11 protein-coding genes are annotated in these 13387 nt (G+C 64.1%); 6 read left to right on the top strand and 5 right to left on the bottom strand.

Translation table 11 applies throughout. The features are described 5' to 3' along the window. Positions 1 to 68: 68 nt before the first annotated feature. Positions 69 to 1511 carry a SulP family inorganic anion transporter gene (locus HX830_RS02950; RefSeq protein WP_177098926.1) on the top strand — a complete coding sequence of 481 codons (1443 nt, stop codon included), beginning with the start codon at positions 69 to 71 and terminating at the stop codon, positions 1509 to 1511. A 23-nt stretch (positions 1512 to 1534) separates the two neighbouring features. Here HX830_RS02950 and HX830_RS02945 read toward each other — a convergent pair whose 3' ends face one another. Beyond that, on the bottom strand, positions 1535 to 2419 hold the full coding sequence (locus HX830_RS02945) for a LysR substrate-binding domain-containing protein (RefSeq protein ID WP_177098925.1): 885 nt from the start codon (positions 2417 to 2419) through the stop codon (positions 1535 to 1537). A 59-nt stretch (positions 2420 to 2478) separates the two neighbouring features. Beyond that, entirely contained in the window at positions 2479 to 3231 is a 753-nt protein-coding gene (locus tag HX830_RS02940; protein ID WP_103499078.1) for a maleate cis-trans isomerase family protein, read from the bottom strand. Positions 3232 to 3546: 315 nt separating this feature from the next. Here HX830_RS02940 and HX830_RS02935 point away from each other — a divergent pair, with 315 nt between their 5' ends. The 3 genes from HX830_RS02935 to rarD are packed head-to-tail and all read left to right on the top strand — an operon-like array spanning position 3547 to position 5860. Continuing rightward, on the top strand, positions 3547 to 3948 hold the full coding sequence (locus HX830_RS02935) for a RidA family protein (protein WP_103499077.1): 402 nt from the start codon (positions 3547 to 3549) through the stop codon (positions 3946 to 3948). Between the two features lie 48 nt (positions 3949 to 3996). Beyond that, a complete protein-coding gene (locus HX830_RS02930) occupies positions 3997 to 4971 on the top strand; it encodes a class I SAM-dependent methyltransferase (RefSeq protein ID WP_177099237.1) in 975 nt (324 codons plus the stop codon). Between the two features lie 7 nt (positions 4972 to 4978). Further along, complete coding sequence (rarD, locus tag HX830_RS02925) at positions 4979 to 5860, top strand: EamA family transporter RarD (RefSeq protein WP_103499076.1); 882 nt, start codon at positions 4979 to 4981, stop codon at positions 5858 to 5860. 24 nt (positions 5861 to 5884) lie between these two features. Here rarD and HX830_RS02920 read toward each other — a convergent pair whose 3' ends face one another. Next, a complete protein-coding gene (locus tag HX830_RS02920) occupies positions 5885 to 7189 on the bottom strand; it encodes an ATP-binding protein (RefSeq protein ID WP_103499075.1) in 1305 nt (434 codons plus the stop codon). A 4-nt stretch (positions 7190 to 7193) separates the two neighbouring features. After that, positions 7194 to 7895 (bottom strand): response regulator transcription factor, encoded by a 702-nt coding sequence (locus HX830_RS02915; protein ID WP_103499074.1) that lies wholly within the window; start codon positions 7893 to 7895, stop codon positions 7194 to 7196. 154 nt (positions 7896 to 8049) lie between these two features. On the opposite strand from HX830_RS02915, the gene HX830_RS02910 reads away from it, so the two are divergent. Then, on the top strand, positions 8050 to 9207 hold the full coding sequence (locus HX830_RS02910; RefSeq protein ID WP_177098924.1) for an efflux RND transporter periplasmic adaptor subunit: 1158 nt from the start codon (positions 8050 to 8052) through the stop codon (positions 9205 to 9207). Positions 9208 to 9209: 2 nt separating this feature from the next. Further along, a complete protein-coding gene (locus HX830_RS02905) occupies positions 9210 to 12335 on the top strand; it encodes an efflux RND transporter permease subunit (RefSeq protein ID WP_177098923.1) in 3126 nt (1041 codons plus the stop codon). On the opposite strand, the gene adhP is transcribed toward HX830_RS02905, so the two are convergent. Beyond that, complete coding sequence (gene adhP, locus HX830_RS02900; RefSeq protein WP_177098922.1) at positions 12322 to 13356, bottom strand: alcohol dehydrogenase AdhP; 1035 nt, start codon at positions 13354 to 13356, stop codon at positions 12322 to 12324. The two genes, HX830_RS02905 and adhP, sit on opposite strands and share 14 nt — an antisense overlap. Positions 13357 to 13387: the final 31 nt, after the last annotated feature.

Genomic DNA, 13387 nt, shown 5'->3' with positions numbered 1-13387 from the left:
TTCAATTGCGTACCATCCGCCCCCTTCTTTTCGCCGCCGGTGCTGCCGGCTCGTCTTTCAGGTACGCCATGAAACCCCAACGCCTGCGCGCCGACGCCCTGGCCGGACTGACCACCGCCTTCGCCCTGCTGCCCGAATGCATCGCCTTCGCCCTGGTCGCCCACCTCAATCCGCTGATGGGCCTGTACGGCGCCTTTATCATCTGCACCCTGACCGCGCTGTTGGGCGGACGCCCGGGCATGATCTCCGGCGCCGCCGGGTCGATGGCCGTGGTGATCGTCGCGCTGGTGGTGCAACACGGCGTGCAGTACCTGCTCGCCACCGTGCTGCTGGGCGGGCTGATCATGCTCGCCTTCGGCCTGCTGCGGCTGGGCAAGCTGGTGCGCATGGTCCCGCACCCGGTGATGCTCGGTTTCGTCAACGGCCTGGCGATCATCATCGCCCTGGCCCAACTGGAACACTTCAAGAGCGGCGAAACCTGGCTGAGTGGCAAGCCGCTGTACCTGATGAGCGGGCTGGTGCTGCTGACCATGGCCATCGTCTACCTGCTACCGCGCCTGACCCGCAGCGTGCCGCCGGCACTGGTGGCGATCCTTGGCGTGGGCCTGGCGGTGTACCTGCTCGACCTGCCGACCCGTACCCTCGGCGATATGGCGCATATTGCCGGTGGCCTGCCGGTGCTGGCCCTGCCACAACTGCCATGGAACCTGGAAACCCTGCGGATCGTCGCCCCCTACGCGTTCCTGATGGCCATGGTCGGTCTGCTGGAAACCCTGCTGACCCTGAACCTGACCGACGAGATCACCGAAAGCCGCGGCTACCCGGATCGCGAATGCGCGGCATTGGGCGTGGCCAACATGGTTTCCGGCCTGTTCGGCGGCATGGGCGGCTGCGCCATGATCGGCCAGACCGTGATCAACCTCAGTTCCGGTGGTCGCGGCCGGCTGTCCGGGATCGTCGCCGGGGTGATGATCCTGCTGTTCATCCTGTTCCTCTCACCCTTTATCGAGCGTATCCCGCTGGCGGCCCTGGTCGGGGTCATGTTCGTGGTTGCGCAACAGACCTTCGCCTGGGCCTCGCTACGGGTCCTGAACAAGGTGCCGCTGAATGACGTGCTGGTAATCCTCGCGGTGACCGTCATCACCGTGTTCACCGACCTCGCCACCGCCGTGCTCTGCGGGATCGTCGTCGCCGCGCTCAACTTCGCCTGGCAGCAGGCCCGGGAACTGTACGCCGACAGCCATCTGGAGGCCGACGGCAGCAAGCTTTACCGCCTGCATGGCACCCTGTTCTTTGCCTCCACGGCGCCCTTTCTCAATCAGTTCGACCCGGCCAACGACCCCGCCCAGGTGACCCTCGACTGCCGCCACCTGAACTTCGTCGACTACTCGGCCATTGCCGCCTTGAAGACCCTGCGCGAGCGCTACGAGAAGGCCGGCAAGCACCTGCAGGTGTTTCACCTGTCCGAACGTTGCAAGCGCCTGCTCAAGCGCGCCGGCGCGCACCAATAAGCCCCGCCGCGCAGCGCTGAGGCTCAGCGCTGCGCGATCAGGTGCTCGAGAAACAGTCCCGCGGCGACCGACAGCGCCTCGCGCGACCTCACACAGACACTGAGTTCACGGCAGGCCCAGGTCTCGTCGAGTCCGACCACCCGGGTCCCGCTCAGGTTGTAAATCCCCACGCTGCCCTGCGGCATGATGCCGATACCCACCCCGGCCTGCACCATCAGGCACAGCGCGTCGTAGCTGGACACTTCCATGCGGATTTTCAACGAGCGGCCCAGGTCGTTCGCGGCCTTGATCAACTGGAAATTGAGGTGGGTGCCGCTGCGCAAGGCGACGCATTCATAATCCAGGGTCTCACCGAAGCTGACCGACTCCCGCGCCGCCAACGGGTGATCGTCGGGCACCAGCAGCACCAGCCGGTCGCTGCGGAACGGGAAGACTTCGATGTCCGCGCCATGGGGCAGACGGGTGAAGATACCGATCTCGGCGCGGTTTTCCGCCACCGCCTTGGTAATCGCCAGGCTCTGCTGTTCTTCCAGGCTGATATTGATCAGCGGGTACGCGGTCATGAAGGACTTGACCAGCCCCGGCATGAACTGGGTGATGGCCGAGATATTGGCCAGGACATGCACCGAGCCACGCCGACCATGGGAGTAATCGCGCATCTGCACGACGATTTCGTTGAGGTTGTTCAGCGCACTGCGGGCCATGAACAGCAGCGACAGCCCGGCGTCGGTGGGGGTGATGCCCTTGTTGGTACGATTGAGCAGTTTCGACTCGAGCAGCTCTTCCAGCTCGCTGAGCCGCTTGCTCACCGCCGCCGCGGCGATATGTTCGCGCTTGGCGGCGGCGGCAATGGTGCCCTCTTCGATGACACTGACAAAGAGTCGCAGGGAGACGGGATCGAGCTTCATGGGCGGTACCGGGGCATACGGGCCTGAGTGGCGCCCATAGTACCCCGTCCGCTGCCGACTCAGAACGCCCCGGACAACAGATGCCCGGCGTTCGGCACCTGGGCCTTGAGGCCGAGATGTTTCAGCATCTGGTAGACCGTTGCCACCGACGCCGACAGCACCGGCTTGTCGAGACGATCCTGGACGATCTGGATCGCCGGCAGCGAGGGCATCTGCACGCAGCACGACAGCACCACGCCGTCGGCCTGGCCGATATTCAGCTTGTCGGCGTGGGCCACCAGGTTCATCGGGTCCAGGCGACCGACCGCCAGGTTATCGGAGACTTCCAGGCTGATGGAGTCGACCACTTCGATCCCGGCCGCCTCGATATAGTCGATGACCTGCTGGGTCAGGGGCTTCATATACGGCGTGATGATCGAGACCTTCTTGTATTCGAGCAGGTTCAGGCTGTCGATCAGCGCGCCGGCGGAACTCAACACCGGGGCGTTCGAGTGGTTGCCGGCGACGGTTTTGCCCAGGCGCTCCTGGGAGACTTTGTGGTAACCCGCGCCCTGGCACATGATCGCCACCAGGCAGGCGTAGGCCATGACATCGACCCGTGCGTCGCTGAGCTCCAGCGCGCAGCGATCGCTGTCGATATCCATCTTTTTCAGCTCTTCGGGACTGACGTGCATCATGCGCATACGCGAGGAGTGGAACGTGAAGTGCTCCTCGGGAAACAGCGAGTAGCGCGAGGTCAACATCGCCGGGATCTCGGTTTCCATGGTGGTATTGGAACTGGGCACAATCTGGCCGATTCGGAAGTTTTTCATGGGTCGGTTCTCTATCAAGGGGGCGGATCAGTTGCCGCTGGTAAGTTGGACGCCTTTGGTTTCCTGCAGCGTGAACACCATGAGTGCGGCGATGGCACAGGAAACAGAGGCGAGAGAAAGGGTCGCGGTGAAACCGATCTTAATAAGGGCCCTTTGAGGCGTATATCAGGCATTGGCGAGCCTGCCATCGCGGATGACGATGGCAGATCGGGGCGAACAACAAGGGTCGGCTCATGCGGCACAACGTCGCTGAACGGCACACCGGTGTGGCAATACGCTACCCTCGGCGCTCTTGTGAATGTGGCGGAGCACGCAATGACTGACCGTGAAATCATCATCCCGGAATCCATGACCCTGATTGCCGAACGCGCGGGTTATGCACCTGCCGTAAAGGTCGGCGCCACGCTCTACTGCGCGGGCCAGGTGGGCCGCACGCCGCAACTGGAGGTCATCGAGGATCCCGCCCGGCAGTTCGCGGCGGCCTGGGAAAACCTGCGCCTGGTGCTGGCCGCCGGCGGTTGTACCTTCGAGGATGTGGTCGAGATGACCACCTACCACGTGCACATGTCCCGGCACATGGCGGTATTCCGCGAGGTCAAGAACCGGGTGTTCCCCAAGGGCCGGTGCGCCTGGACCTGCGTCGGCGTAACGGAGTTGGCCCACCCGGGGCTGCTGGTGGAAATCAAATGCGTGGCGGTACAACCCACAGCGAAATAGACGGATAGGGTTAGAATGCCGGCCCTTTTTCCTTGCCGGCACCGCCTGATGAACCCCGACGCCTTGTCCACCCTCCACACTCACCTGCTCACGGCCCTGGCGGCCGCCCCCGCGGAAACCCGGCGCCTGTTCCACGGCCGGGGCCGCTGCTGGCCGGGACTGGAGCAACTGACCGTAGACTGGCTGCAGGGCGTGGTGCTGGTGTCGCTGTTCAAGGAGCCCGAGCCCGAGCCACTGCAAGCCCTCAAGGACCTGCTGATGGAGATCAGCCAGTCACCCACTTGGCTGGCCAGCGGTGCACACACTTTATTGCTGCACCATCGTTACCTGCCCCTGAGCCCCGCCGAATGGCTGGTGGGCCAGGCCATTGAGGAATGGGTCATTACCGAAGGCGGCCTGCGCTATCAGGTCGACCTGGGCAAGAAACAGAACAACGGCCTGTTTCTCGATATGCGCTACGGCCGCGACTGGGTGCGGGCCAATGCCCAGGGCAAGCGGGTGCTGAACCTGTTCGCCTACACCTGCGGCTTTTCCGTGGCGGCGCTCGCCGGCGGGGCCGCCCATGTGCTCAACCTGGATATGTCCCGCGCGGCCCTGAGCCGTGGGCGTGACAATCATCGCCTGAACGGCCACGACCTGGGCAAGGTCGGCTTTCTCGGCCACGACCTGTTCAAGTCCTGGGGCAAAGTCATCAGCAGCGGCCCGTTTGATCTGGTGATCATCGACCCGCCGTCCTTCCAGAAAGGCAGCTTCCTGTTGAGCAAGGATTACCAGCGGGTCTTGCGCCGTCTGCCGGAACTGCTCAGCGCCGACGGCCGGGTCCTCGCCTGTATGAACGATCCGGCCGTGGGTTCGGACTTCCTGATCGATGGCGTGACCCGCGAAGCGCCGGGCATGCTGTTCGAACGCCGCCTGGACAATCCGCCGGAGTTCCCCGATATCGACGCTGAAAGCGGGTTGAAGGCCTTGTTGTTCAAGCAGGGTGCTATCCTGCCGGAAAAAACCGAATCCACTGTTGCGTGAGGCTGTTGTGTCCAGAGGTATCGTTTTATCGGTGTTGGCGTCCTGCCTGTTCGCCATCATGTATTTCTATACGTCTCTGCTCGCGCCCCTCAACGGCGAGGAGATCTTCGGTTGGCGAATGCTCCTGACCGCGCCTTGCATGACGGTGTTCATGCTGGTATCCGGAGACTGGAAGCTGGTCCCCGCGATCCTCGTCCGAGTGCGGCAGCAGCCACTGCTGCTGCTCAAATTGCTGTTGTCTTCGGCACTGCTCGGTTTACAGCTGTGGGTGTTCCTCTGGGCACCGCTCAACGGGCATAGCCTGGATGTATCCCTGGGCTACTTCCTCTTGCCGCTGACCATGGTGCTCACCGGCCGCATCGTCTACGGCGAACGCTTGTCGCGGCTGCAGACCGTGGCCGCCCTGCTCGCCCTCTGTGGCGTACTCAACGAGTTGTACCGGGTCGGCAGCTTTTCCTGGACCACCCTGCTGGTAGCCATCGGCTATCCGATCTACTTCGTGTTGCGTCGGCGCAACGCCACCCACAACCTGGGCGGACTCTGGTTCGAGATGATGTTGCTGCTGCCGGTGGCGTGGTGGTTCGTGCAACACGGCGAACAGGGCTTTGCCGTGGTCAGCCAACGGCCGGCGCTGTATGCCCTGATTCCCTTGCTGGGGGTAATCAGTACCGCCGCACTGATCTGCTACCTGTTGGCGAGCCGGATGCTGGCCTTCGGACTGTTCGGGCTGCTGGGGTATGTGGAACCCGTGCTGCTGGTGATCGTCGCCCTGTTGCTGGGGGAAAGCATCGGACCGGGAGAATGGTTGACCTACCTGCCGATCTGGCTGGCGGTGGCGGTATTGGTGCTGGAAGGGGTAAAGCGCCTGGTCAAGCAGCGGCGCAAGTAATCCAGCCGCAGCAGCGAAGCGTCTCTAGCAGGCCACGGTCGGCAACCACAAGCGGAAACGCGCCCCACCCAGCGGCGATTGCTCAGCGGTCAGGGTGCCGCCCTGGGCTTCCAGCGCCCGCCGGCTGATGGCCAGGCCCAGGCCAAAGCCGCCAGTGGCACGATCGCGACTGCGGTCCAGGCGATAGAACGGCTCGAAAATCCGCTCCCGATCTGGCTCGGGAATGCCAATGCCGTCGTCATCGACCCACAGCTCGCAACCTTCCGGGTTGACCCTGACGCCAATCTGGATCCGCCGCTCGCAATAACGCATGGCATTGCGCAAGAGGTTCTGTACCGCCCGCGCGGTCAGGCGCGGATCCAGCACAAAGCGGTCCAGCGACCCGTGCATCAAGACGTCCAGCACGGTGTCCGGGGCTTCCAGCTCCTCGTCGAAACTGCCGAGGATACTGTCGACGAACTCGTCCAGCGAGACCATGACCCGATCCGGCAATCGGGCGGGGTTCTGCAAACGGCTATAGGACAGCAATTCCAACACCAGCTCGTCCAACTCGCGAATATGCGCCACCAGCCCTTGCAGGCGCTCGCGGGACGCCGGCGGCAGATCCTCGGACAAGGCCAGGGCCAGGCCGAAGTCGAGGCGGGTCAAGGGTGTCCGCAGTTCGTGGGACACCGCGTTGAGCAAATCACGCTGCTGGTTGAGCAGGCCTTCGACATCGCCGGCCATGGTGTCGAACACCGCCGCCAGCTCGCCGATATTGGAGCGTGGCGGGATATTCGTGCGTTCGCTCAACTGCCCCTGGCCAAGGCGCCGAGCGGTCTGCTTGAGACGTTCCAGGTCGCGCCAGTGCGGGCGCAGCCAGAACAGCAGGCAGGCCAGCAACGCCGCGCCAATCAGTACGTTCATACTCCAGTACAACAGGTTCACGTCCAGCGGGTCGGGCGGGACTTGCAGGGCCACCGCCCATTGCTCATCCAGCGGCGACACCGCCAGGGTCCGCGTGCCCCAATCACCGAGGCGGAGCACATCCTCACCGCCGCGCAGGCGTTGTTGCTCCGGCGCGCTGAAGCTCGGGTCATCGACACGGGTCAAGCTGACCTGCAAGGGCCCGAAGCGCTGGTCCAGGCGAGTGGCCATTGCCGGCCACTGCTCTTTCGGCACCTGGCGAAACTGTTCGATCAGCAGGCTCTGCAAGCCCCGCGACTGGTCCATGTTGTAACGCATGAAGCGCTCGTGGAAGACCCCGATCACCAGCTCAGGCACCAGATAGATCGCCGCACTGAAGGTGACGATGGTGATCAGGTACAGCCGCACCAGGATCTTCAGCATGGTTTCAGTACTCCCATTCGGAGCGACTGAACAGGTAACCCTTGCCCCAGACGGTCTTGATCTTGCGCGCCTCGCCGGCATGGTCGTCGAACTTGCGGCGCAACTTGGAAATCGCCACGTCCACCGAGCGGTCGGTGCCGTTGAACTCGATGCCGCGCAGGCGCTGGAGGATCTGGTCGCGACTGAGCACTTCGCCGGCATGCCGGGCCAGCACCACCAGCAGGTTGTATTCACCGCTGGACAGCTCCACCGGCTGTTCGCGCCAGGTCACGGTGCGTTCCGAGAGGTCGATGCACAGGTTGCCCATCAGGATCCGGTCGCTGGCCACCTGCGGGTCGGCCAGGCTGCTACGGCGCAACAGGGTCCGTACCCGGGCCAGCAATACCCGGGGTTCGCAGGGTTTGGTCACATAGTCGTCGGCGCCCATCTCCAGGCCCAGTACCTGATCATGGCTGTCATCACGGGCGGTGAGCATCAGGATCGGCAGCGTCGCCGAATCGGCGCGCAACAGGCGGCACACCTGCAGGCCGTCGAGGCCCGGCAGCATCAGGTCGAGGATCACCAGGTCCGGCGGGGTCTGTTTCGCCCGCTCGCGCACCTGGTCGCCACGGGCCAGCACATTGACCTGGTAGCCGTTGCGCTCCAGGTAGCTGGCGATCAATTCACTGAGGGCGCTGTCGTCTTCGACCAGCAGAATGTTAGGCATAGGTAAATTTACGAAGCGGAAAACCGTGAAGGATATACGCCTACGCACGTCCGAGAGCAGAAGCTTCACACTTTTTCACCAACGCCCTACATAGCTTCACAGCACCGCTTGACCACGGCCCTTAGCATGCGGGGGCCATTATTGGGACTCTGTTATGTTGAAGAAGCTGCTTGCCCCGCTCTGCCTGTCAGCCCTGGCGCTGGCCCTGAGCGCCTGTGACAAATCCGCGAATGCCCCGCAAACGCCGCCCCCGCCCAAGGTTCGGGTCGAGATCCTCAAGAGCCAAAGCCTGTCGATCAATAGCGAACTGAGCGGACGCATCGCCGCGCCGCGCATTGCCGAAGTCCGCGCGCGGGTGGCCGGCGTGGTGCTGCAGCAGGTGTTTCGTGAGGGCAGCGACGTGAAACAGGGCGACGTGTTGTTCCGCATCGACCCGGCGCCGTTCAAGGCCGACCTCGACAGTGCGGTTGCCAGCCTGCAAAAGGCCGAGGCCAATGCCTTCCAGACCCGCTTGCAACACCAGCGCTACCGCGATCTGGTGGAGAGTAACGCCGTCAGCCGCCAGGACTACGACAACGCCGAAGCCGCCGCGCGCCAAAGCGCCGCCGATGTCGCCGCGAACAAGGCCGCCGTGCAGCGGGCCCGGCTCAACCTCGGCTACGCCACCGTCACCGCGCCGATTTCCGGGCGTATAGGCCGTGCGCTGGTAACCGAAGGCGCCCTGGTCGGCCAGAACGAAACCACCGCCCTGGCGCTGATCCAGCAGTTGAATCCGATCCACGCCGACCTGACCCAGTCGACCCGCGAACTGAATGACCTGCGCCGCGCCCTGCGCGCCGGGCAGTTGCAGCAGGTCGGGCAGAACCAGGCCAAGGCTACGCTGATCCAGGACGACGGCAGTGCCTACCCGCTGCCGGGCAAGTTGCTGTTCACCGATATCAGCGTCGACCCCGGCACTGGCCAGGTGATCCTGCGCAGCGAGTTCCCCAACCCGGACCTCGACCTGCTGCCCGGCAGTTTCGTCCGGGTCCGCGTCGAGCAAGCGGTCAACCGCGAAGCGATCACCGTGCCGCAACGGGCGATTCAGCGTGACAGCGCCGGGATCGCCCAGGTGCTGCTGGTGGATGCCGAACAGCGGATCAGCCAACAGCCGGTGCAGTTGGGCGCGGTGCAGAACGATCGCTGGATCGTCACCGACGGCCTCAAGGCCGGCCAACGCATCGTCGTCGAGGGCCTGCAACACGCCCGGCCCGGCGAGCGGGTGCAGGTCGACGACAGCCCTCTTGCCCTCGCCCAGTCCAAAGGACAGTGAGCATGCCGCATTTCTTTATCGACCGGCCGGTGTTCGCCTGGGTGGTCGCCCTGTTCATCCTGCTGGCCGGCGCCCTGGCCATCCCGCAGTTGCCAGTGGCGCAGTACCCCAACGTCGCGCCGCCCAAGGTGGAAATCTACGCCGTCTACCCGGGCGCCTCGGCGCAGACCGTGGATCAAGGCGTGGTCAGCCTGATCGAGCAGGAGCTCAACGGTGCCGATCACCTGTTGTATTTCGAGTCCCAGAGCAGCCTGGGCAGCGCCACCATCACCGCGACCTTCCAGCCCGGCACCAACCCGGAAATGGCCCAGGTCGATGTGCAGAACCGCCTGAAAGCGGTGGAGCCGCGCCTGCCCGCCGCCGTGACCCAGCAAGGCTTGCAGGTGGAAAAGGTTTCCGCCGGCTTCCTGCTGCTCGCCACCCTCACCTCCAGTGACGGCAAATACGACGAAAGCGCCCTCAGCGACTACCTGGCGCGCAACGTGATGAACGAGATCAAGCGCCTCGACGGTGTCGGCAAGGCACAGTTGTACGGCGCCGAACGGGCCATGCGGATCTGGATCGACCCGCAGAAGCTGGTGGGATTCAACCTGACCCCGGCGGATGTCAGCGCCGCCGTGGCCGGACAGAACGCCCAGGTCTCGGCGGGCAGCATCGGCGACCTGCCGGCCCGGCCGACCCAGGAAATCAACGCGGCGGTGCTGGTCAAGGGCCAGCTGAGCACGCCGAAGGAGTTCGCCGATATCGTCCTGCGGGCCAATCCCGACGGTTCCAGCGTGCGCATCGGCGATGTCGCCCGGGTGGAAGTCGGCAGCCAGGACTACCAGTACGGCACCCGCCTGAACGGCAAGCCGTCCACCGCCTTCAGCGTGCAGTTGAGCCCCGGCGCCAATGCCCTGCACACCGCCACCCTGGTGCGGGCCAAGCTCGACGAGTTGTCGCGCTACTTCCCGGCTGGGGTCGAATACAAGATCCCCTACGACACCTCGCCCTTCGTCAAGGTCTCGATCACCAAGGTGATCTACACCCTGGGCGAAGCCATGCTGCTGGTGTTCGCGGTGATGTTCCTGTTCCTGCAGAACATCCGCTACACCCTGATCCCGACCCTGGTGGTGCCGGTAGCACTGATGGGCACCTTCGCCACCATGCTGGCCCTGGGTTTCTCGATCAACGTGCTGACCATGTTCGGCATGGTCCTGGCCATCGGCATCCTGGTGGACGACGCCATTGTGGTGGTGGAGAACGTCGAGCGGATCATGGCCAACGAGGGGTTGTCGCCACGGGACGCCACCCGCAAGGCCATGGGCCAGATCAGCGGCGCCATCGTCGGCATCACCCTGGTGCTGGTGGCGGTGTTTATTCCCATGGCCTTCATGCAGGGCTCGGTGGGGGTGATCTACCAGCAGTTCTCGCTGTCCATGGCCACCTCGATCCTGTTCTCGGCCTTCCTCGCCCTGACCCTGACCCCAGCCTTGTGCGCCACCCTGCTCAAGCCGATTGCCCCGGGCGAACATCACGCCAAGGGCGGTTTCTTCGGCGCGTTCAACCGGCGTTTCGAACAGCTGAGCAATAAATATGAAGGCTGGGTGGTCTACGCGCTGAAACGCAGCGGCCGTTACCTGCTGGTCTACGGTCTGTTGCTGGTCGTGCTGGGGTTGTGCTTCATGCGCCTGCCCGCCTCGTTCCTGCCGGTGGAAGACCAGGGCTACACCATCACCGATATCCAGCTACCACCGGGGGCGAGCCAGAACCGCACGATCAAGGTGGTGGAGCAGATCGAGGCGCATAACGCCACGGAACAGGGCGTCGGTGACACCACCATGATCCTCGGCTTCAGCTTCTCCGGCAGCGGGCAGAACGCCGCGCTGGCCTTCACCACCCTGAAGGACTGGTCGGCGCGTAGTGCCAAGGACTCGGCGCAAGCCATTGCCGATCGCGCCAACCTGGCGTTGGGCGAGATCAAGGACGCCGTGGCCTACGCCATCCTGCCGCCCCCGGTGGATGGCCTCGGCACCTCCAGTGGTTTCGAGTTCCGCTTGCAGGACCGCGGCGGCGTGGGGCATGAGGTGCTGATGAAAGCCCGTACCCAGCTGCTGGCGGCGGCGGAAAAGAGCCCGGTGCTGGCCAATGTCCGTGAAAGCGCCCTGGCCGAAGCGCCACAGGTGCAGTTGGAGGTCGACCGCCAGCAGGCCAATGCCCTGGGGGTGTCCTTTGCCGATATCGGCGCCCTGCTCTCCACCGCCCTGGGCTCGAGCTATGTCAACGACTTCCCGAACCAGGGGCGCATGCAACGGGTGGTGATCCAGGCCGAAGGCGACCAACGCAGCCAGGTGGCCGATCTGCTGAAAATCAATGTGCGCAACAGCAACGGAAAAATGGTGCCGTTGTCGGCCTTTGTCCGGGCGCAGTGGACCCAGGGCCCGGCGCAACTGACCCGCTACAACGGCTACCCGGCAATTGCCATTTCCGGCGAGCCCAAGGCCGGGCACAGCACCGGACAGGCGATGGCGGAGATGGAACGGCTGGTGACGCAGTTGCCGACGGGGTTGGGCCTGGAATGGACCGGCCTGTCGTTGCAGGAGCGTTTGTCCGGTTCCCAGGCAACCACGCTGCTGGGGCTGTCGCTGCTGGTGGTGTTCCTCTGTCTCGCGGCGCTGTATGAAAGCTGGTCGATCCCGACTTCGGTGCTGCTGGTCGTGCCCCTGGGGGTGCTTGGCGCGGTGCTGGCGGTGACCTTGCGCGGGATGCCCAACGATGTGTTCTTCAAGGTGGGGTTGATCACCATCATCGGCCTGTCGGCGAAGAACGCGATTTTGATCATCGAGTTCGCCAAGAGTCTCTACGACGAGGGTCATGATCTGCTGGATGCGACGGTGCAGGCAGCGCGCCTGCGCCTGCGCCCGATCATCATGACGTCCCTGGCGTTTATCCTCGGCGTGGTGCCGCTGGCGATTGCCACCGGCGCCAGCTCGGCGAGCCAGCAGGCCATCGGCACCGGGGTGATCGGCGGGATGATCACGGCGACGCTGGCGGTGATGTTTGTGCCGGTGTTTTTTGTGGTGGTGATGAAACTGGTCAGCGGCACCACCACCACCACCACCACCACCACCCCGATCAATCCAGAGTGAAATCAATCACCACTCTGGCGGCCACATCGCCCTTTTCCAGCCGCTCGAAGACCTGGTTGATCGCCGACAGCGGCTGGCGCTCGATATCCGCCTTGACCTTGCCTTGGGCGGCAAATGCCAGGGCCTCGGCCATGTCCTGGCGATTACCCACGAACGAACCGCGTACCGTGATGCAATTGGCGACCACCCCGAACAAATCCATGGGAAAGTCGCCCGGCGGCAGGCCGACCAGGACGCAGGTGCCGAGCTTGCGGGTCATCGCCACCCCCTGCTTGAACGCCCCGAGCGACGGCGCGGTGATCAGCACCCCATGGGCGCCGCCGTCAGTGGCGGCAATCACTGCGGCCACTGCATCGTCGCCCTTGGCATTCACCACGGCGTCAGCGCCCAGTTCGGTGGCATGGGCCAATTTGCGCTCGTCGATGTCCACGGCACACACCCGCAGCCCCATGGCCTTGGCGTACTGGACCGCCAGATGGCCCAATCCGCCAATACCGGAAATAACCATCCACTGCCCCGGACGGACATCGGCCTCCTTGATGCCCTTGTAGCTCGTCACCCCGGCACAAATGATCGGTGCCGCCTCACAAGGATCCAGCGACGCCGGTATATGCGCGACATATTCCGGATCCGCCAGGATGTACTCGGCGAATCCGCCGTTGCGTGTGTAGCCACCAAACTCGGCTTGCGCGCACACGGTTTCCCAGGCCTGGAGGCAATACTCGCAATGACCACAGGCCGAATAAAGCCACGGCACCCCCACGCGCTCGCCCAATTGTACCGCGGTGACGCCGCTGCCCAGCGCCACCACCGTGCCGATGCCCTCATGCCCGGGGGTAAAGGGCAGCCCTGGCTTGAGTGGCCAATCGCCTCGCGCCGCATGCAAATCAGTGTGACACACACCGCAAGCTTCGACCTTGACCAGGATCATCCCCGGTCCGGCTGTCGGGACGTCCAGATGCCGGATAACCAATGGTTTTCCAAACGCTTCGACAACAGCCGCCAACATTTTACCTTCCATCGGACGCCCCTTCTTCAGAGTGGTGGTTGCT

Origin of the sequence: Pseudomonas gingeri, assembly GCF_013385425.1 — a bacterium.
Classification (GTDB): Bacteria; Pseudomonadota; Gammaproteobacteria; order Pseudomonadales; family Pseudomonadaceae; genus Aquipseudomonas; species Aquipseudomonas gingeri_D.
This window is presented reverse-complemented; position numbering and strand designations above follow the sequence as displayed.

Coding starts and splice junctions, on each gene's coding strand:
- HX830_RS02915 (WP_103499074.1), bottom strand. CDS start 7,895: ATGCCTAACATTCTGCTGGTCGAAGACGACAGCGCCCTCAGTGAATTG.
- adhP (WP_177098922.1), bottom strand. CDS start 13,356: ATGGAAGGTAAAATGTTGGCGGCTGTTGTCGAAGCGTTTGGAAAACCA.
- HX830_RS02910 (WP_177098924.1), top strand. CDS start 8,050: ATGTTGAAGAAGCTGCTTGCCCCGCTCTGCCTGTCAGCCCTGGCGCTG.
- HX830_RS02935 (WP_103499077.1), top strand. CDS start 3,547: ATGACTGACCGTGAAATCATCATCCCGGAATCCATGACCCTGATTGCC.
- HX830_RS02905 (WP_177098923.1), top strand. CDS start 9,210: ATGCCGCATTTCTTTATCGACCGGCCGGTGTTCGCCTGGGTGGTCGCC.
- HX830_RS02940 (WP_103499078.1), bottom strand. CDS start 3,231: ATGAAAAACTTCCGAATCGGCCAGATTGTGCCCAGTTCCAATACCACC.
- HX830_RS02930 (WP_177099237.1), top strand. CDS start 3,997: ATGAACCCCGACGCCTTGTCCACCCTCCACACTCACCTGCTCACGGCC.
- HX830_RS02945 (WP_177098925.1), bottom strand. CDS start 2,419: ATGAAGCTCGATCCCGTCTCCCTGCGACTCTTTGTCAGTGTCATCGAA.
- HX830_RS02950 (WP_177098926.1), top strand. CDS start 69: ATGAAACCCCAACGCCTGCGCGCCGACGCCCTGGCCGGACTGACCACC.
- HX830_RS02920 (WP_103499075.1), bottom strand. CDS start 7,189: ATGCTGAAGATCCTGGTGCGGCTGTACCTGATCACCATCGTCACCTTC.